Raw genomic sequence first — 18,470 nt, 5'->3', positions numbered from 1 at the left:
CCGGTCCGCGTTGTGGGAAGGCCGATAGGCGTCCGAATGATCATTCGGGAGCGCCGCGTGGCATCTGGTCGGCGTGGCCCGCTCCATGCTGACAATACTCGTCGTTCCGCGTGGGCACGGGGTGCCCACCCTACGAGAAGCCCAGCGTCAGTCAGCCTCACATTTCAAAAACTGAGGACGAACCGGGCCCCGCCCGTCACTGGCCGCACGTGGCGCACGGTGCCGCCATTGCCATGCACCAGCTGGCGCACCAGCGCCAGGCCGATCCCGCGTCCGCCCTTTTTGGTCGTGAAGAAGGGCGTGAAGATATGCGCCAGCAGTTCCTCGGGTACGCCGGGACCATTGTCGCTGACCTCGATGCGCAAACGGGCACCGCGTACCAGCCGCGCATGCACGCTCGCGCGCGGCGCGGCCAGGCCGGCGGTGGCGTCCATCGCGTTTTTCAGGAGGTTGATCAGCGCCTGCTCGAGCTGGCCGCCATCGGCCAGCAGGGACAGCGAAGCCGGTTCCACCACGAAGCGCAATTCGCCGCCGCGCTCGCGCCACGCCGGTTCGATCAGCGTCGCCAGGCGCGCGAACAGCTGCTCGATGTCGATCCGGTCAAGCCGCGGCTGCGGCATCGCGGACAGGCTGCGGTAGCTGCCGACGAAATCGGCCAGGCTGGTGGCGCGGCGCGCAATCGCGTCCAGCGCCATGCCCAGGTCGGCCGCCGCCTCGCCCTCGAGCTGCGGCTGCAGTTCCAGCAGCAAGCCCTGCGCCGTGGTCGACAGCGAAGCCACCGGCGTGAGCGAATTCATGATTTCGTGGGTCAGCACCTGGACCAGCTGCTGCCAGGCGTTCAGGGTTTCGGTTTCGAGCTCGCTCTCGACCGGCAGCAGCGCCGCCACCCGCTGCTGCCTTCCCTGCACGGTGAGCGAAGACACCGCGACCATGGCGCGCTCGCTGCCGCGTTCGGAGTCGAAAGCGATCAAGGCGCGCCCGCTCGCCGGCTGCGCCGCCAGCAAGGCGAACAGCTTTGCCGGATCGACCACGCGGCCGGGCGCGAGCAACTGGCGTGCATTCGCGTTCATCGGCGCGACCCCGGTTTGGTCGCCTGAGGCGTCGAGCAGGAACAGCGCCACCGGCGCATGTTCGAGCCGCGCTTCGAGCACCAGGGCCTTGTCCTGCGACTGGAACAGCGGCGCAGTCGGCGCGGCTTCGCGCGCAGCGGGCGGCGCCAGCCGGGCCAGCGCGCGCCACAGCTGCCATGCGGGGAAGCTGGCGGCAAGCAGGCACAGGACCAGCAAACGCGGCGACTCGCTGGACGCCTGCGCGAGCGCGGCCAGCGCCATCAGGGCGAGGACGCCGGCGCCGGCTTGCAGGCGCAGCGCGCGGCTAGAGGCCATGCTTTTCCAGCTTGCGGTAGAGCGCCGCGCGGCTCAGGCCCAGGCGGCGCGCCGCTTCGCTGATATTGCCCTTGGCCTGCGCCAGCGCGGCGGCAATCGCGCCGCGTTCGACTTCGCCCAGGGTCTGGTCGTCCGGCGTTTGCGCAAGCGCGACCGGTGGCGCCTGCACTGGCGCGGTGAGGCCGAAGTCCGCGAGCTCGTAGCCGGCACCCGCCGCCAGGATCACCGCGCGTTCGCAGGCGTGGCGCAGCGAGCGCACGTTGCCGGGCCAGTGCCAGTCCAGCAGCGCGGCCAGCGCATGCTCCCGCAAGGGCTTCGGCGGCCGGGTGTATTGCGCTTCGTAGTGGGCCAGGTAATGGCGCAGCAGCGCGGGAACGTCGCTGCGCCGCTCGCGCAGCGGCGGCACCCGGATCACGATGGTATTCAAGCGAAACAACAGGTCGGGACGGAACACTGCCGGGTCGAACAGGCTCGCTTCATCGAGGTTGGTGGCGCTGACGATGCGCACGTCGATGGCCTGCGGACGGTCGGCGCCCAGCGGCGTGACCTCGCGCCGCTCGAGCGCGGCCAGCAGCTTGGCCTGGTTCGGCAAGGGCATGTTCCCGACCTCGTCAAGGAACAGCGTGCCGCCGCGCGCGGCCTGGAAGCGGCCATCGCGGTCGGCCTTCGCATCGGTGAACGAGCCCTTGCGGTGGCCGAACAGTTCGCTCTCGAAGGTCGCTTCCGGCAAGGCGCCCATGTCGACCGCGAGGAAGGCCGCGCCGGCGCGCTTCGAGGCCGCGTGAATCGCACGCGCGACGAGCTCCTTGCCGACGCCGTTCTCGCCCAGCACCAGCACATTCGCCTCGGTCGGGCCGACGCCGGCCACCATCGCGCGCACCGCCGCCATGGCGGGCGACTCGCCCATCAGCATCGAATCGGCGGCCTGCGCCGGGGCGGTTGCGCGGCGCGCCAGGGCGCCGTCCACTGCCGCCAACAGGCGCGCATTGTCCCAGGGCTTGGTGATGAAGTCGCCGGCGCCGCGCTTCAAGGCTTCCACCGCCAGCGGCACGTCGGCATAGGCGGTGAGCGCGATCACGCCTGGTGGCTGCGGCTGGCGCCGCAGCAGGTCGAGCACCGCCAGGCCCTCGAAGCCGTCGGTGCGGCCGGGCGTGAAGTTCAGGTCGAGCAGGACCACGTCGAACGCGCGCTGCGCCAGCAGCGCCGGCAAGGCGCCCGGGTCGTGCAGCACGGTGACTTCGCCATGCCGGCGGCGCAGCAGCATCCGCGCGGCGAAGGCCACGTCGGCGTCGTCGTCGAGGATCAGGATGCGGGCAGACGTCGGGTCCATGGTGCGGGTGCGAGGCGTTGGAGACGGGGCATTCTAGCAGCGAAGGTGAAACGGCGACACGCTAAATCGGGGCCGGCCGGCCACCTGTCCGGAATCGAACAGGTGACCTGTCCGGTCGTGAACAGGTGGACCGAAAGACCGGCGAAAAAGCGGCAAAAAAGGCATGGCACGGCGCTTGCAATGGCATGGCCTGTCACCACTCAGTCTGAAATCCATGCCCCTGCAACCGATCCACACCCCTTCCACCGGCGCCGCCATGGACAGCATCGTCCCGCGCAAGCGTGGCAAGAAGATTGCGCTTGCCTGCACCGCGGCCCTGCTGGCGCTGGCGCTGGCCGTCTTCGCCTGGCAGCAGATACCGCGCGGCTTGCGGGTCGAACGCGCCGACCTAGAGATCGCGGCCGCCGAACAAGGCGTCTTTCGCGACGAACTGGTAGTGCGCGCCAGCGCCGCGCCGCTCGATTCGGTGATCCTCGACTCGGTCGAATCGGGCCGCATCGAGGAAGTGTTCGTGCGTGACGGCGACATCGTCAAGAAGGGCCAGCTGCTGTTCCGCATCGCCAACCCGCAGCGCAACCTGGAACTGCTGGCGCGCCAGGCGGAACAGGCGCAGCAGCTCTACAACCTGTCGAACCTGCGGCTGGCCCAGGAGAGCGACCGCAGCGCGCGCCAGCGCCGCCTCGACGAACTCGCCTTCCAGCTCGAGCAGGCGCACAAGCGCCACGCCCGCAACGAACGCCTGGCGCAGCAAGGCTATATCTCCGCCGTGGCGCTGGACGAATCGAACGATGCGCTCGACAAGGAAACGCGCGCCATCGCCCTCGAAAAACGCAGCGCCGCCGCCGACGCCCAGGTGCGCACGCCGGCGCTCTCGCAGCTCGAACGCGCGATCGCCGGGCTCGACACCGGCCTGCAGCTGGTGCAGGCGACAGTCGATGCGCTGGTCGTGCGCGCGCCGGTGGCGGGCCGCCTGACCGACTTTCGCATGCAGGTCGGCGAATCCATCGCCACCGGCAAGAACGTCGGCCGCATCGACGACCCGAGCCGCTTCAAGCTCACCGCGCGCATCGACGAGTTCTACCTGAACCGCGTGGCCGCCGGCCGCGCCGGCTCGGTCATGCACGACGGCCAGCGCTACCTGGTGAAGATCGCCAGCGTCTACCCGCAGATCAAGGAAGGCCGCTTCCTCGCCGAACTGCTGTTCACCGGCGCCCAGCCGGCCGGGCTGCGGCCCGGGCAGAGCCTGGACACCCAGGTCACGCTGGGCGAGCCGGCGCGCGCCCTGCTGCTGCCGGCCGGCGCCTTCATGAGCGACAGCGGCGGCGCGTGGGTGTTCGTGCTCACGCCAAGCGGCGACCAGGCAGTGCGGCGCGAGATCCGCACCGGGCGGCGCAGCCTCGATCAGGTTGAAGTGCTCGCCGGTCTGCAGCCGGGCGAACGCGTCATCGTTTCAAGCTATACCGCGTTCGGAAACTCGACCGCGCTCAGCATTTCACAGTAATCTCTCTCACCAGAAAAGAAAGAACGGCATGCTCAAACTCTCAGGCGTCAGCAAGACCCATGTGGCGGGTGAAGTCCACACCACGGCACTCGACCGGATCGACCTCGATATCGAAGCGGGCGAATACGTCGCCATCACCGGCCCCTCGGGCTGCGGCAAGTCGACGCTGCTTGGCCTACTGGGCCTGCTGGATGTGCCCAGCACCGGCGAATACTGGTTCGACGGCGAGAACGTGGCCGGCTGGAGCGAAGCGCGATTGAACCGCCTGCGCCGCGGCCGCATCGGCTTCATCTTCCAGAGCTTTAACCTGATCGACGAACTGAACGTGTTCGAAAACGTCGAACTGGCGCTCGAATACACCGGCATGAAAGGCGCCGAACGGCGCGAACGGGTCGGGGCCATGCTCGACAAGCTGGGCGTCGCGCACCGCGCGCGCCACAAACCCTCGCAGCTCTCGGGCGGACAGCAGCAGCGCGTGGCCATTGCGCGCGCGCTGGTGGCCGGCCCTGCCCTGCTGCTGGCCGATGAACCGACCGGCAACCTCGATACCGCGCACGGCGACGAGGTGATGCGCATGCTCCGTACAATCAACGCCGAAGGCACGACGGTCGTCATGGTCACGCACTCGCCAAGCCACGCGGCGCAGGCCTCGCGCACGCTGAACCTGCTCGATGGCCGCATCGTTGTCGACGCGCTGAGGGCCGCATGAAGATGATCATTAAAAGCGCCCGCGACTTTCGCATCGGCTGGCGCCAGCTGGTGCAGGAACCCGGCTATTCCGCCGTCACGGTGCTGGGCCTGGCCGTGGCCTGTGCGGCCTGCTTCCTGCTGCTCGGCTTCGTGGCTTACTGCCTGAACTACAACAGCCATGTGCCGGAAGGCGCGCGCGTGCACGTGGTCAAACAGCGCATCAATTTCTTCCCGCGCCCGGACTGGAACACGCGCGCCACGCTGTCTCTGCGCGACGCCGCCATGGCCAGCGGGATGGTCGAGCAGGCCGCGACCGCAACCCAGGGTCAGCAGCCGCTACGCGTCGGCACCGAGCTACACGAGGCGCGCCTGTATGCGGTCGACCCGGACTTCGCAGCGATCTTCGGCATCACGCCACTGGCGGGCGATGTGCAGGCGGCCTTGAACCGGCCCGATGGCCTGGCCCTCACGCGCGAGACCGCGCTGCGCCTGTTCGGCAAGCTCGAGGTATTGGGCAAAACCGTGTCCGTCGGCGACGAAGTGCTGCAGGTGCTGGCCGTGATCCCCGACCTGCCCGCGAACACGACGCAGCGCTGGGACGTGTTGACCGGCCCTCTGAGCCGCGCGCGCCCGATGGAGGACCGCACGCTGCACCCGTCGGACAAGAAACGCGGCCAGATCTTCCTGAAACTGCGCCCCGGGGCCGACGTCCCCCGGCTGGCGGCGCTGCTGCAGGAGGCGGTCGAGGCATCGCCCATGAACCGGGATTTCCGCGCAGGTCCCATGGGCCGCGCGACGGCAGGCCCCGGCGTCGAAGTCAGGCTGGTGGCCATGCCCGACGCTTACTTCGACCCCGACCTGGCCAGCGGCCGCGAGAAGAACAGCTACGGCCAGCGCGACAGCACGCTGGCATTGGCCGGCGTCGCGCTGCTGATCCTGGCCCTGGCCATGACCAACTGGATCAACCTGGCGACCGTGCGCACGCTCAAACGGCAGCGCGAGATCGGCATGCGCAAGGTGCTTGGCGCGAGCGCGCCGCGCGTGGCGGGCCAGTTCCTGGCCGAGTCGGTGCTGGTCGCCCTGCTTGCCACCGGGGCCGGCATCCTGCTCGCCTGGCTCTTGCTGCCGATCTTCGCCGACCTCGTCAACCGCAAGCTCGAAGGCTTCTTCACGCCCGGCCGGCTGGCGTTGGCGCTGCTGCTGGGCGTGAGCGCGGGCCTGGCGGCAGGGTTGTATCCGGCCTGGACCGCACTGAGCGTGCGCGCCTCCACAGTCCTCGCGGGCCGCGACAGCAGCAGTGAGACGACGTCGAACCTGTGGCTGCGGCGCGCGCTCACGGTGCTGCAGTTCGCCACCGCGATGGCGCTGGGCGGCATTACCGTGGCCGTCGGCTGGCAGACCTGGTACGCCACTACTGCCGATCCGGGTTTTGATCCGGCCCGCTTGATGCTGCTGCACATGCCGCTGGCAAAGAACGAACAGGTGCAGGGTTTTGTGCGTGCGGTGAAACGCGTGCCGGGAATCGAAGGCTCGGCAGTGTCGGCCGAAGCGATCGGGCGCGACGCCAACAAGATCACCGGCGCCTACGACTTGCGCAAGGGTGGCGAGATGCGCGTCGAGATCAAGCGCGTGTCGCCGGAATTTTTCGACCTGTACGGCATACGCCCGAGCGCCGGACGCCTGTTCAGTGTCGAACGCGACCAGCCGACGTCAAACGTTATCGTGCTGAACCTGGCCGCGGCGCAGGCGCTGGGCTACGGCACGGCGCAGGACGCGGTCGGCAAACTGCCGTTCGCAGCGCGCGACAATGGGAGCGAGATGACGGTCGTCGGCATCGCGCCCGACCTGCGCCACCAGTCGATGCGCGAGCGCCCCGGGCCGATCGTCTACCTGCTGACCGATGCCGACAGCGTCGTCACGGTACGCACACGGCTGGACCAGCAGGCCCTGGCCAAGGCCATCGCGCCGGTCTGGCGCCAGTACTTCCCGCACGGGATCATGACCATGCAAAGCGCCGCCAGCATCTCCGGCGAAAGCTACAAACAGGACCTGCGCATGGTGAAGATCCTGGGCGCCGCCAGCCTGGTGGCGCTGGCACTGGCCGCCTTCGGCATCTACGTGCTGTCGGCCTACACGGTGCAGCGCAGCCGGCGCGAGATCGTCATCCGCAAACTCTACGGCGCCAGCAACGGCGCCATCGCCCGCCGCCTGGGCCGCGAATTCGGGTTGACGGTGGCGGTGGCCGCGCTGATCGGACTGCCGGTGGCGGCGCTCGCGATCCGCTTCTACCTGGCGGGATTTGCCGAGCACGCGCCCTTCGGGCAGTGGCCGCTGATTGCGGCGGTGGCGCTCGCGCTTCTCGCCGCGCTGGCGGCGACGGCGCGGCACACGGCGGTGGCGATTCGTATGAGTCCGGTGCAGGCTTTGCGGGCCTAGAGCGCGGCGAACCAGTCGGCGTAGGGGGTGTTCTTGACCATGCGCCGGTTGAAGTCGGGCGCGCCGTCGCTCCACCAGACCGCGCCGCGCTCGCCAAGGGCGATCTTGGCCGCGTCGACGGCGGCGCGCGCCTGGCGCTCGGCGTCCTTGTCGGCGGCTTTCAGGGCGAGGCCGACCTGGCGGCGCGCGCTCATGAGCTGGTCGACCAGCGTCTGGCGCTCGTCGGGCGCTAGAAGCGGATTGCTGGTGCGCCAGAGGCGGCCTTTGACGATGAAGTAGCGGCCGTCGGGGGTGCTGGGGTATTTATCCGAACCGGGCATTTGGCTACTGCCCGTCAATCAGAAACGGCAGCACCCGCGCCATCAAAGCGTCCGGCGCTTCCTCGGCGATGTAATGCCCGCACGGCAGCGCCTCGCCACGCACATCGTCCGCCACTTCCCTCCACTCCTTCAAGGGCTCGAAACAGCGGTGCACCACGCCCTGCTCGCCCCACAGCACCAGCAGCGGCATCGCCAGGCGATGGCCCTGCCCGCGGTCTGCGCGGTCGTGCTCGAGGTCGATGCCGGCCGCGGCGCGGTAGTCCTCGCACAGGCCGTGCGCAGCGCCAGGCTGGGACAGGCAACGCTGGTATTCGGCCAGCGCGCGTGGATCAAAGACGCTCAAGCCCCCGCTGCGCCGGCCCATGACGTCGACCACATAGGCGGCGGGATCGGCTTCGATCAAGCGCTCGGGCAGCGGCGCCGGCTGGATCAGGAAGAACCAGTGCCAGTAGGCGCGCGCAAAATCTTCATTCGTCTGCGCGTACATGGCCAGCGTCGGCGCGATGTCGAGCAGCGCCATTTTCAGGACAGCCTGCGGATGGTCGGCCGCCAGCCGGTGCGCGACGCGCGCGCCGCGGTCGTGAGCGAGCACGCTGAAGGTGTCGAAGCCGAGCGAGCGCATGACCGTCAGTGCGTCCAGGGCCATGGTGCGCTTGCTGTAATTGGCATGGTCGGCGTCGCCCGGGGGTTTCGAGGAGTCGCCGTAGCCGCGCAGGTCGATGGCCACCACTGTGAAATGCTGGGCCAGCACCGGTGCGACCCGGTGCCAGATGGCGTGGGTCTGGGGGTGGCCGTGCAGGAGCAGCAGCGGCGGGCCCGAGCCGCCGATGATGGCGTGGATGTCGATGCCAGATGCCATGTAAAGGGTCATGGCGCGAAAGCCGGAAAAGAGGGTCGTCGTTGTCATGGTCTCGATCCTAACAGTGTCTCGAAAGCCGGGCACGAAGAGCGCGGGCCAGCCGTCCTTGCGCCAATCATTTATAAATCAAAGCGCCGTGTTGCAAACTAATGCGTTAAGCCGGCCGAAGTTCTAGTTCCTTGAATAAAGGTATAAATGAATGTTCGTCATTAATACGACCAAGGTGCACTTCATATTTATCTCCAAGTACAGCTGTTAGAGAGTCAGCTCGGAGGAAAAATCTGTTGATTGCGTAATCAGAATCGATATCGCGAATAGCAATAACGATGTGAATTTTAGTATAGTTCAAATAATCAGGAAGCAATTCCCACCTTTTTGCTTGATCCATAATCATACGCACCATAACAATAAAGCTTCGCTCGCTAACCGATTTTACGTCAATAGCAACAGTATCGTCGCCTTTCGATGCAATTAGGTCAAAGCTTGACTGCCGAGGGGGCATAGCCCTTACTTCATAACCCATCTTCGAATAATAATCCGCTACAGCTTTTTCAGTTAGGTAACCAATTGATGCCATACTATCTGAACTGTATGATGAGATAAACAATTCCCTGTCAACTTCATTTAAATCAATTTCTCCGAGCTTCGCAGTAGCTTTGCCGATGATATCTTTTATTTCATCAGACAGGCCTCTAACTTGTAGGAACTCAGATTTTTTGACACTCCGATTATGCGCGACTTTATTTCTCAATTTGTAAAGCAACTCCCACTTTCTCTCCAAGCTACGATCCTTCTCAACAATTAGGGAAGAGAAATACTTCTCCCAATTCGATTTGGGTAGATATCTAAGAATTTTCTCCTTATCTTCCTCGCTAAACCTAGTTTTAGAAAGTAATCTATCCAACTCATCCACGGCGATGTCTCGCTTCTTTTCGAATAAGACCTGACTAAGATGAATAAAATCGAGCTTATGAAGATCATTCAAATACAATTCCTCTTCCTCAAAACTTTCGATTTTTTTGAAAAGCTCAGGATGTATCGCATCCTTTGACCAATTCATACCGACAGTAATCAGCATGAATTTGGTAATCAATCGCCGCATTAAGTTTTCAACTTCATTAATTATCGGATATGCCTTCTCAGCATAGATCCGCCCCACTCCGTCCCATAATGTATTTACGGCCACCTGACCAGGCGAGATCCTCTGTGCAATCGTCTTAATTCGATCACACAAATCCGAAAATTCGTCAACCTTTGAAGCATCTTCACATTCTAAAACGAGCAGAAAATATCGTTCCTGCTTAGACTTTACCTTATCTGTTTCGACCCTAAACCTAACTGATACAACGTCTTTCGACTTAGCTGTTCGTCGAAATGTAATCTTCTGCCCTACAACAGAGAATAACGCATCAACCTTTATAAATTCCACAAAGGCTTTCTTCGTGCTACAAAATTCCTCTTCATCTGGAATTAGAATTAAAAACTCTGTCTTCAAGGCATATCCTTTAATTAAAATGAAATTTTTCGTCCTTACCGACATCATCAATCGTTATGGATTTTTCGTCAAGCGTAAAGGGTTTAAAGGGTATACGCGGCGCGCGCTCACCCGCGATGCTCAACGAGCACTAACGGGCTTTCCCTTGACTGCGTTAAGCCAAATAGAGTTAAAGGCGGATATTAGAGGAAGACAAAGCTAAAATGGATAGGCGGTTCCAAACGATACCGAATGGCAAATTTATGACGGCCATCTACCTTGACCGCAACGGTAAATTTCGTCGATGCCTGAGGAGGTTCTATTCGACCGCTGACGACTTTGCTGGTGTCAATTAATGGCTAGTCGCACTTACGCTGAGCCAGGGGCCGCACAATTGCCTATAACCCCTGCACACTCAGGGCGCGCACCGCCCCCCGCAACTGCGCCTGCAATAAGGCCCTTCCCGCCTCATCGAGCTCCGGAAACATCATCCGCTCCACCTCCGCCACCCTTGCATCGCACTCCCCCAGCACCGCCTGCCCCGCCTCCGTCAGGCTGATCTGAATGATCCGCCCATGCGCCGGATCGGGCGTGCGGGCGATCCAGCCGCGCGCTTCCATCTGCTTGACCATCTCGTTGGCCGACTGCGGCGAAATCATCGTGCGCGTGGCGAGCTGGGCGTTCGAGAGCGAGCCGTGGGCGCGGAAGACGGATAGGGCCGTGTACTGCGGCACCGACAGGCCGGCGGGCGCCAGGCTGTCGCGCAGGCGCTGGTTCAGCACGTGATCGAGGCGGCCGACCAGGTAGGCCAGGCCCATCGGCTTGTTGGTGGCGGCGCCGCCGGATGCGGCCGCGTTCGCTACCAGAAGTTTTTTTGAAGTCGTCATAAAAAAATGCTTGTCACGGGAATCAGGTGCGAATAGTATAAGCCACATATCAGGCAGCCTGATAAAGAACTTACATCAAAGGAGACATTGTATGTCCAAATACGAAGCGCGCTGGAAGACCGTCAAGGTGGATGTGGAGAACGGTATCGGCTGGATCACCCTGAACCGTCCCGAGAAGCGCAACGCCATGAGCCCGACGCTCAACCGCGAGATGATCGACGTGCTGGAAACCCTCGAACTCGACGACGATGCGCAAGTGGTGGTGCTGACCGGTGCGGGCGACGCCTGGACCGCCGGCATGGACCTGAAAGAGTATTTCCGCGAGACCGACGGCAAGCCGGAGATCATGCAGGAGCGCATGCGCCGCGACTGCTCGCAGTGGCAGTGGAAGCTGCTGCGCATGTACAGCAAGGCGACCATTGCGATGGTCAACGGCTGGTGCTTCGGCGGCGCGTTCTCGCCGCTGGTGGCCTGCGACCTGGCCATTGCGGCCGACGACGCCGTGTTCGGCCTGTCGGAAGTGAACTGGGGTATCCCGCCGGGCAACCTGGTGAGCAAGGCCGTGGCCGACACCATGGGCCACCGCCAGGCGCTGCACTACATCATGACCGGCGACACCTTCACCGGCAAGGAAGCGGCAGCCATGGGCCTGATCAACAAGAGCGTGCCGAAAGAGCAGCTGCGCGACGCCGTCATCGAACTGGCGAACAAGCTGCTCGAAAAGAACCCGGTGGTGCTGCGCTATGCGAAGATCGGTTTCAAGCGCTGCCGCGAACTGACCTGGGAACAGGGCGAAGACTACCTGTACGCCAAGACCGACCAGTCGAACCAGCGCGATCCGGAAAAGGGGCGCAAGGAAGGCCTCAAGCAGTTCCTGGACGATAAAACCATCAAGCCGGGCCTGCAGACCTACAAGCGTCCAAAATAAGACGCGCAGTACATCAACACTAATAATACCGGCGGCGGCACCCGTGATGGGTAGCCGCCTTCCAATCCAGATAGATAACAGAGGAGACCTCTGATGTTCCAAGCAGATTTGCTGTTGAACGGCCAAACCGCGTCCGCATCGAATGGCGCCACCTTCGAGCGCCTGAATCCCGCCACCGGCGAGGTCGCCACCCGCGCCGCCGCCGCCACGCTTGACGATGTCGACGCCGCCGTCGCCGCCGCGCAAGCCGCCTTCCCCGCCTGGTCCGCCATGGCCCCAGGCGCACGCCGCACGCTGCTGTTGAAAGCGGCCGACAAGATGGAAGCGCTGCGCGGCCAGTTCGTGGAAGCGGCCGTCGCGGAATGCGGCGGCGCACCGATGTGGTACCAGTTCAACGTGACGCTGGCGTCGAACATGCTGCGCGAAGCGGCCGCCATGACGACCCAGATCGCCGGCGAAGTGATTCCGTCGGACGTGCCGGGTTCGCTCGCCATGGGCCTGCGCCAGGCTTGCGGCGTGGTGGTCGGCATCGCGCCGTGGAATGCGCCGATCATCCTCGGCACGCGCGCGGTCGCCATGCCGCTCGCCTGCGGCAATACGGTGATCCTGAAAGCGTCGGAGCTCTGCCCTGCCCTGCACCGCCTGATCGGCCAGGTGTTCGTCGACGCCGGCTTCCCGGAAGGCGTGGTCAACGTCATCACGAATGCCCCAGCCGATGCGCCCCAGGTCGTCGAGCGCCTGATCGCAGCGCCCGCCGTGCGCCGCATTAATTTTACGGGTTCGACCAAGGTCGGGCGCATCATCGCCCAGACGGCGGCCAAGTACCTGAAACCTGTGCTGCTGGAATTGGGCGGCAAGAATCCGGTCGTGGTGCTGGACGACGCCGACCTGGACGCGGCCGTGGAAGCGGCGGCGTTCTCCGCCTTCTTCAACCAGGGCCAGATCTGCATGTCGGCCGACCGCATCCTGGTCGACCGCAAGGTGGCCCCCGCCTTCGTCGAGAAGCTGGCAGCCAAGACCGCAACCCTGAAGGCCGCGCGCAGCGATGCGCCGCTGGCCGGCATGGTCGATCCGAGCGCGGCCGCGCGTGTCGAATCGATGCTGCAGGATGCGCGTGCACGCGGCGCCAAGGTGACCCAGACGGGCACCAGCGTCGAGGGCAACATCATGCAGCCGGCGATCGTCGACGACGTCACGCCGGAGATGCTCGTCTACCAGGAAGAGTCCTTCGGGCCGATCGTCTCGGTGCTGCGTTTCGACAGCGACGAGGAAGCGATCCGCATGGCCAACGACAGCGAATATGGCCTGTCGTCGGCGGTGTTTTCGCGCGATATCGGCCGCGCGATGGCGGTTGCCCAGCGCATCGAATCGGGCATCTGCCACATCAACGGCCCCACCGTGCACGACGAGGCGCAGATGCCCTTCGGCGGCGTGAAAGGCAGCGGCTACGGGCGCTTCGGCGGCAAGGCGGCGATCGCCGAGTTCACCGACCTGCGCTGGATCACGGTGCAAACCACGCCGCGCCACTTCCCGATCTGAGGAGGCCGTCATGAACCAATCTTCTCCGGCGCAGGGCGCCGGGAAGCGGCGCGCGGTCGCCCTCGGCAATCCCGAGGTCCGTGCCTGGCAGGAGGATGGCGTCTGGCATGTCGACGCCGTCACGCCGCTGGCGCCGGTTCCTGCGCGCTTCACCGACCGCCTGGTCTCGGGCGCGCAGGCGCACCCCGAGCGCACGCTAGTCGCGCGCCGCGGGCCGGACGGCGAGTGGATCCGCCTGTCATATGCCGACGTGCTGGAAAGTGCGCGCCGCATCGCCCAGGCCCTGTTCGACCGTGGCTTGTCAAGCGAGCGTCCGCTCGTCATCCTGTCCGGGAACGACCTGGAGCACTTCCAGCTTGCACTCGGCGCGATGTACGCGGGCATTCCCTATTCGCCGCTCTCGCCCGCCTATTCGCTGGTGGCGAGCGACCCGGCCAAGCTGCGCGACCTGATCGAACAGCTCACGCCTGGCGCCGTCTTTGCCAGCGACGGCGACGCCTTCGCGCACGCCCTGGAAGCGGTGCTGCCGGCGGACGCGGAACTGATCCTGGCACGCGGCGCGGTGCCGGGCCGCACCGCCACAAGCTTCGCTTCGCTGCTGGCCACCGAACCGACGAGCATCGATACGCGCAATGCGCAAGTCGGCCCGGAGACGATCGCCAAGTTCCTCTTCACCTCGGGCTCGACCAAGAAGCCGAAGGCGGTCATCACGACCCACAAGATGCTCTGCTCGAACCAGCAGATGCTGCTGCAGACCTTCCCCTTCTTTGGCGAAGAGCCGCCGGTGCTGCTCGACTGGCTGCCCTGGAACCATACTTTTGGGGGCAGCCACAACGTCGGCATCGTGCTCTACAACGGCGGCACCATGTACCTCGACGACGGCCGCCCGACGCAGCGCGAATTCGCCGCGACGCTACGCAACCTGCGCGAGATTGCGCCGACGGTGTATTTCAATATCCCGGTGGCCTGGGAGATGCTGGCCGAGGCGCTGGAGACAGACGACCAGCTGGCCCAGACCTTCTTCTCGCGCGTAAAGCTGTTCTTCTGCGCGGGGGCCGGGCTGTCGCAGTCGGCCTGGGAGCACCTGGACGCCGTGGCCTTGACGCGCTGCGGCGAATCGATCCGCATCATGACGGGCCTGGGCATGACCGAAACCTCGCCCTCGTGCACCTTCGGCACCGGCCCGATCAGCCGCGCCGGTTACGTCGGCGTGCCGGCGCCGGGCTGCAAAGTCAAGCTGGTGCCGCTGAACGGCAAGCTCGAAGCGCGCTTCCACGGGCCGCACGTCACGCCCGGCTACTGGCGCGCGCCACACCTGACAGCCGCAGCTTTTGACGACGATGGCTACTACTGCACCGGCGACGCGCTGCGTTTCGTCGACGACGCACATCCGGAACTGGGCTTCATGTTCGACGGGCGCATTGCCGAGGACTTCAAGCTCAGCTCGGGCACCTTTGTCAGTGTCGGGCCGCTGCGGGCGCGCGTCATCAGCCAGGGCGCGCCTTATGTGCAGGATGCGGTGGTGACGGGACTGGACCGGCATGCGATCGGCCTGATGATATTCCCGCGGCTGGACAACTGCCTGGCGCTCTCAAAACTCCCGGCCGGCACTTCGGACGCCGAGGTGCTGGCCAGCGCCCCGGTGCGCGACTTCTTCCAGCGCCTGCTCGCGACGCTGAACGTGAATGCCAGCGGGTCCTCGACCCGGGTCGAACGGCTGCTCCTGCTGGAAGAGCCGCCCTCGATCGACGCGCGCGAGCAGACGGACAAGGGTTCGATCAACCAGGCGGCGGTGCTCACGCGGCGCGCGGCCGTGGTCGATGCGATGTATGACGGAACGGATGCAAACACAATAGTTGCGGCATAAAACAGACCTATAACGACAAGGAGACAGCATGAAACTGAAAACCCGCGCCTGCATCACCTATTCGACGGCGCTCGACAACGAGGCCAACCGGGTCTTCCTGAAAGCCTATGCGGACGCCAATCCGAACAGCAAACCGCCGACCTTCGTCACCGTCGCCGCATACGACACCATGGGCATGATCTACGAGACCATCAAACGCCTGGACGGCAAGGTCACCGGCGAGGCAGCCGTCAAGACGCTCTCCGGCATGAAGTGGAACAGCCCGCGCGGACCGATCAGCATCGATCCGAAAACCCGCGACATCGTGCAGAACATGTACATCCGCGAGGTCAAGCGCGTCAACGGCAAGCTGGTCAACCAGCCGATCGGCACCCTCAAGGACGTGATGCCGGACTAATTCCGCCTCACCGTAGTTCCGGCGCGGCGCCCATCGCCGCGCCGTCCGTACTCCCCATCGTTTCGACTTCAATCGCTTATCTGTATTCCAGCAGAGGAGACCTCACGCATGAACACTTTGAAATTCGGTAGCGCAGCGGCGCTTGCCGCATTCGCCCTGGCAGGCTGCGGCGACAACGACCACGATCCCGACGCCGCTCAGCTTCCGCAGCTGTCGCCGGCCGTCGGCACAACGCTGGGCGCCTGCACCGAACTGGCCAGCCGCATCGCCTATCCCGAGGCCGTCATCACCGCCGCCACCTCGGTCGCGGCAGGCGCCTTGAGCATTGCCGGCAAGCCGGTCGGCCAGCACTGCCTGGTGACCGGCCAGCTCGCGCGCCGAACCAGTCCGGTCGACGGCGCGGCCTATGCGATCGGCTTCGAAATGCGCCTGCCCCTGACCTGGAACGGGCGCTTCTTCTACCAGGCCAACGGCGGCGTCGACGGCAGCGTGGTCACCGCAACCGGGCCGGTAGGCGGTGGCGGGCCGCTCGAGAATGCGCTGAACCTTGGTTTTGCCGTGATCAGTTCCGACGCCGGCCACCAGGCGCCGACGCCCTTCTTCGGCATCGACCCGCAGGCGCGCCTCGACTATGGCTACCAGGCGGTGGGCAAGCTGACGCCGCTGGCGAAGAACATTATCCAGACTGCCTACGGCAAGGGCCCGGACCGCTCCTACATCGGCGGCTGCTCGAACGGCGGGCGCCATGCGATGGTTGCGGCGGCGCGCTATGCCGATCAATACGACGGCTTCCTGGTCGGCAATCCAGGCTACCGGCTGCCGCTGGCGGCGATTGCCAACGTCGCCGGCGCCAAGACCTATGCGGCGCTCGCCACCACCCCGGGCGACCTCGGCACCGGCTTCACGCTGGCCGAGCGCGCGCTGGTGTCGAATGCGGTCCTCGGCAAATGCGATGCGCTCGATGGCGTGGCGGACGGCCTGGTGCAAGACACCGGCGCCTGCCAGAAGGCCTTCGACCTGAACCGCGACGTGCGGACCTGCAGCGCCACGCGCGACGGTACCTGCCTGAGCACCGCGCAAAAGACAGGGATTGCGGCGCTGTTCGCCGGTGCCAAGACCGAGAGCGGCGCCACCATCTACACCAGCTTCCCCTACGACGCGGGCCTGGCGACCGCCGGCTGGGCCTCGTGGAAGTTCACCGCACCGATGCAGCGCGACGCCGGCGCGATCGCCTTCATCTGGCAGGTACCGCCAGCTGCGGTCGTCGGCTTCGACGGCAACGCCTTTGCGCTCAACGCCAAGCTCGACGCCCTGCTGGCGAGCATCAAGGCCACCAACGGCACGTATCAGGAAAACGCCTTGTCGTTCATGCTGCCGCCGAATCCCGGCAACCTGGGCGCCCTGAAAAACCGCGGCGCCAAGATGCTGGTCTACCACGGCACCAGCGACCCGATCTTCTCGAGCGACGACACCGCCAGCTGGTACGAGCAGCTGCGCGCGGCAAACAGTGGCGACGCATCGAACTTCGCGCGCTACTTCCCGGTGCCCGGCATGAACCACTGTTCCGGCGGCCCTTCCCTCGAGCAGTTCGACATGCTGACGCCACTGGTGAACTGGGTCGAGAAGGGCCAGGCGCCGGACAGCGTGACGGCCAGCGCACGTGGGGCCGGCAATGCGGGCGGCGTGAACGCGGATGTGCCGGCCGGCTGGTCGGCGACCCGCTCGCGGCCGCTGTGCGCCTACCCGAAAGTGGCGCGCTACAAGGGCAGCGGCAGCATCGAGGATGCGGCGAATTTCAGCTGTCAATAAGCAGTCAACGTAATCAGTAGGCGGGCCGGGCGGCGCAGTGTGCGTCGTCCGGCCTTTTTCCGTTGGGCGTGATTTTTGAGCACTTACTACACTAATGAACTATTCAGTAGTAAAATAGACCCATGACGCCGATTGTCGTGCGTCTCGCCAAACTTCAGGAGTAATAACCATGTCCAGCAAATTCCTCATCCCCGCCCTCCTCGTCTCCCTGCTCGCAGGCTGCGCCTCGTCGACGGTCGCCGCGACCGACGATTGGGTCAACATCGCCAACCCGGCCGGCGTGATCATGACCGACGGGCACCTGGCAGAAGCCGACGCTCCGGCCGTGGCCACCGTTGCACCCCGCAGCGTCGCCGCCGCGCCAGCAGCCGCACGCATGACCGACGGCCACCCGGAGTTGGAAAGTGCCGCGCGCACCGTCAAGGGCGGCGATTCGTCGCATTGAGTAGCGGCGCAGCTTGCGGCGCGGCCGGTGCTACCTGAACTCCCCCGCCCGGCTGCCGCCGCGGTTACAATCTGGCATTTCATGCAGGAGCGTTCATGAGCATTTTCGAGCCGACGGAAAAACGACTACGCAACATCCAGGCGCGGGTGCCGGATTTTCCGTACGAACCAATCCTGCTCGTGCGCCTGATCCACCACCTGCAGAAGCGCCAGCGCGACCGCACCAACGCCGCGCTCAAGCAATATGAACTGGCCGACACCGGCTATATCGTGCTGGCCATCCTCTACGGCAGCGCGGACGAAACCACGACCGCGTCGGAACTGAGCGAAGCCTGTCACGAGAAGCCTGCGAACCTGACCCGGGTCTGCGACGACCTCGCCGCGCGCGGGCTGATCGAACGCGGTACGCGCGCGGGCGACCGGCGCAGTGTGCTGATCACCCTGACCGAGCAGGGGCGCGCCGTGATCGCAGAAGCCTTGCCCGACATTTCCACGAAACTGAGCGCGGCCTATGCCGGCTTCACGAAGGCCGAGCTGAAACAGTTTGCCGGCTTCGTGGCGCGCGTGCTGGGCAATATGGACAAGGCGGACTGAAGGCGCCGTC

At 65.0% G+C, this 18,470-nt stretch carries 16 protein-coding genes; 10 read left to right on the top strand and 6 right to left on the bottom strand.

From position 1 onward, the window contains the following. Window positions 1-164: 164 nt before the first annotated feature. Both NMB41_RS09710 and NMB41_RS09705 read right to left on the bottom strand, forming a co-directional pair. On the bottom strand, window positions 165-1,385 hold the full coding sequence (locus NMB41_RS09710; protein WP_494382245.1) for a sensor histidine kinase: 1,221 nt from the start codon (window positions 1,383-1,385) through the stop codon (window positions 165-167). Next, a complete protein-coding gene (locus NMB41_RS09705) occupies window positions 1,375-2,715 on the bottom strand; it encodes a sigma-54-dependent transcriptional regulator (protein ID WP_494382244.1) in 1,341 nt (446 codons plus the stop codon). Before NMB41_RS09705 ends, NMB41_RS09710 begins: the two co-directional genes overlap by 11 nt. Before the next feature lie 214 nt (window positions 2,716-2,929). Here NMB41_RS09705 and NMB41_RS09700 point away from each other — a divergent pair, with 214 nt between their 5' ends. Genes NMB41_RS09700 through NMB41_RS09690 form a run of 3 tightly spaced genes read left to right on the top strand, consistent with a single transcriptional unit; the run spans window position 2,930 to window position 7,342 of the window. Then, the gene (locus NMB41_RS09700) at window positions 2,930-4,216 is read left to right on the top strand and encodes an efflux RND transporter periplasmic adaptor subunit (protein ID WP_494382243.1); all 1,287 of its coding nucleotides are present in this window, start codon (window positions 2,930-2,932) and stop codon (window positions 4,214-4,216) included. Between the two features lie 28 nt (window positions 4,217-4,244). Further along, complete coding sequence (locus tag NMB41_RS09695) at window positions 4,245-4,925, top strand: ABC transporter ATP-binding protein (protein ID WP_494382242.1); 681 nt, start codon at window positions 4,245-4,247, stop codon at window positions 4,923-4,925. Next, a complete protein-coding gene (locus tag NMB41_RS09690) occupies window positions 4,922-7,342 on the top strand; it encodes an ABC transporter permease (protein WP_494382241.1) in 2,421 nt (806 codons plus the stop codon). The genes NMB41_RS09695 and NMB41_RS09690 overlap by 4 nt, the downstream gene beginning before the upstream one ends. Here the strand turns inward: NMB41_RS09690 and NMB41_RS09685 are convergent. The 4 genes from NMB41_RS09685 to NMB41_RS09670 all read right to left on the bottom strand — a co-directional run bounded on the left by NMB41_RS09685 (window position 7,339) and on the right by NMB41_RS09670 (window position 10,882). After that, window positions 7,339-7,662, bottom strand: coding sequence for a hypothetical protein (locus tag NMB41_RS09685; RefSeq protein ID WP_494382240.1), 324 nt, complete (start codon window positions 7,660-7,662; stop codon window positions 7,339-7,341). The two genes, NMB41_RS09690 and NMB41_RS09685, sit on opposite strands and share 4 nt — an antisense overlap. A gap of 4 nt (window positions 7,663-7,666) precedes the next feature. Then, window positions 7,667-8,533, bottom strand: a complete 867-nt coding sequence (locus NMB41_RS09680) for an alpha/beta fold hydrolase (protein WP_494382814.1) — start codon at window positions 8,531-8,533, stop codon at window positions 7,667-7,669. A 142-nt stretch (window positions 8,534-8,675) separates the two neighbouring features. Continuing rightward, the gene (locus tag NMB41_RS09675; protein ID WP_494382239.1) at window positions 8,676-10,016 is read right to left on the bottom strand and encodes a hypothetical protein; all 1,341 of its coding nucleotides are present in this window, start codon (window positions 10,014-10,016) and stop codon (window positions 8,676-8,678) included. Window positions 10,017-10,393: 377 nt separating this feature from the next. Further along, window positions 10,394-10,882, bottom strand: coding sequence for a MarR family winged helix-turn-helix transcriptional regulator (locus tag NMB41_RS09670; RefSeq protein WP_494382238.1), 489 nt, complete (start codon window positions 10,880-10,882; stop codon window positions 10,394-10,396). A gap of 91 nt (window positions 10,883-10,973) precedes the next feature. On the opposite strand from NMB41_RS09670, the gene NMB41_RS09665 reads away from it, so the two are divergent. The 7 genes from NMB41_RS09665 (at window position 10,974) to NMB41_RS09635 (ending at window position 18,460) form a co-directional block, all read left to right on the top strand. Continuing rightward, window positions 10,974-11,810, top strand: a complete 837-nt coding sequence (locus NMB41_RS09665) for a p-hydroxycinnamoyl CoA hydratase/lyase (protein WP_494382237.1) — start codon at window positions 10,974-10,976, stop codon at window positions 11,808-11,810. A 93-nt stretch (window positions 11,811-11,903) separates the two neighbouring features. Next, window positions 11,904-13,349, top strand: coding sequence for an aldehyde dehydrogenase (locus NMB41_RS09660; protein ID WP_494382236.1), 1,446 nt, complete (start codon window positions 11,904-11,906; stop codon window positions 13,347-13,349). 10 nt (window positions 13,350-13,359) lie between these two features. Continuing rightward, on the top strand, window positions 13,360-15,216 hold the full coding sequence (locus NMB41_RS09655) for a feruloyl-CoA synthase (protein ID WP_494382235.1): 1,857 nt from the start codon (window positions 13,360-13,362) through the stop codon (window positions 15,214-15,216). A 28-nt stretch (window positions 15,217-15,244) separates the two neighbouring features. Next, window positions 15,245-15,613: an ABC transporter substrate-binding protein gene (locus NMB41_RS09650; protein ID WP_494382234.1), complete on the top strand. Its 369-nt coding sequence runs from the start codon at window positions 15,245-15,247 to the stop codon at window positions 15,611-15,613. 108 nt (window positions 15,614-15,721) lie between these two features. Further along, entirely contained in the window at window positions 15,722-17,422 is a 1,701-nt protein-coding gene (locus tag NMB41_RS09645) for a tannase/feruloyl esterase family alpha/beta hydrolase (RefSeq protein ID WP_494382233.1), read from the top strand. A gap of 169 nt (window positions 17,423-17,591) precedes the next feature. After that, window positions 17,592-17,867, top strand: coding sequence for a hypothetical protein (locus NMB41_RS09640; RefSeq protein WP_494382232.1), 276 nt, complete (start codon window positions 17,592-17,594; stop codon window positions 17,865-17,867). 95 nt (window positions 17,868-17,962) lie between these two features. After that, entirely contained in the window at window positions 17,963-18,460 is a 498-nt protein-coding gene (locus tag NMB41_RS09635; protein ID WP_494382231.1) for a MarR family transcriptional regulator, read from the top strand. The last annotated feature ends 10 nt before the right edge of the window (window positions 18,461-18,470 follow it).

The organism is Massilia sp. FBCC-B171 (assembly GCF_059134155.1).
Note: the sequence above shows the minus strand (reverse complement) of the source record. Positions and strands in the feature narration are given on the sequence as shown.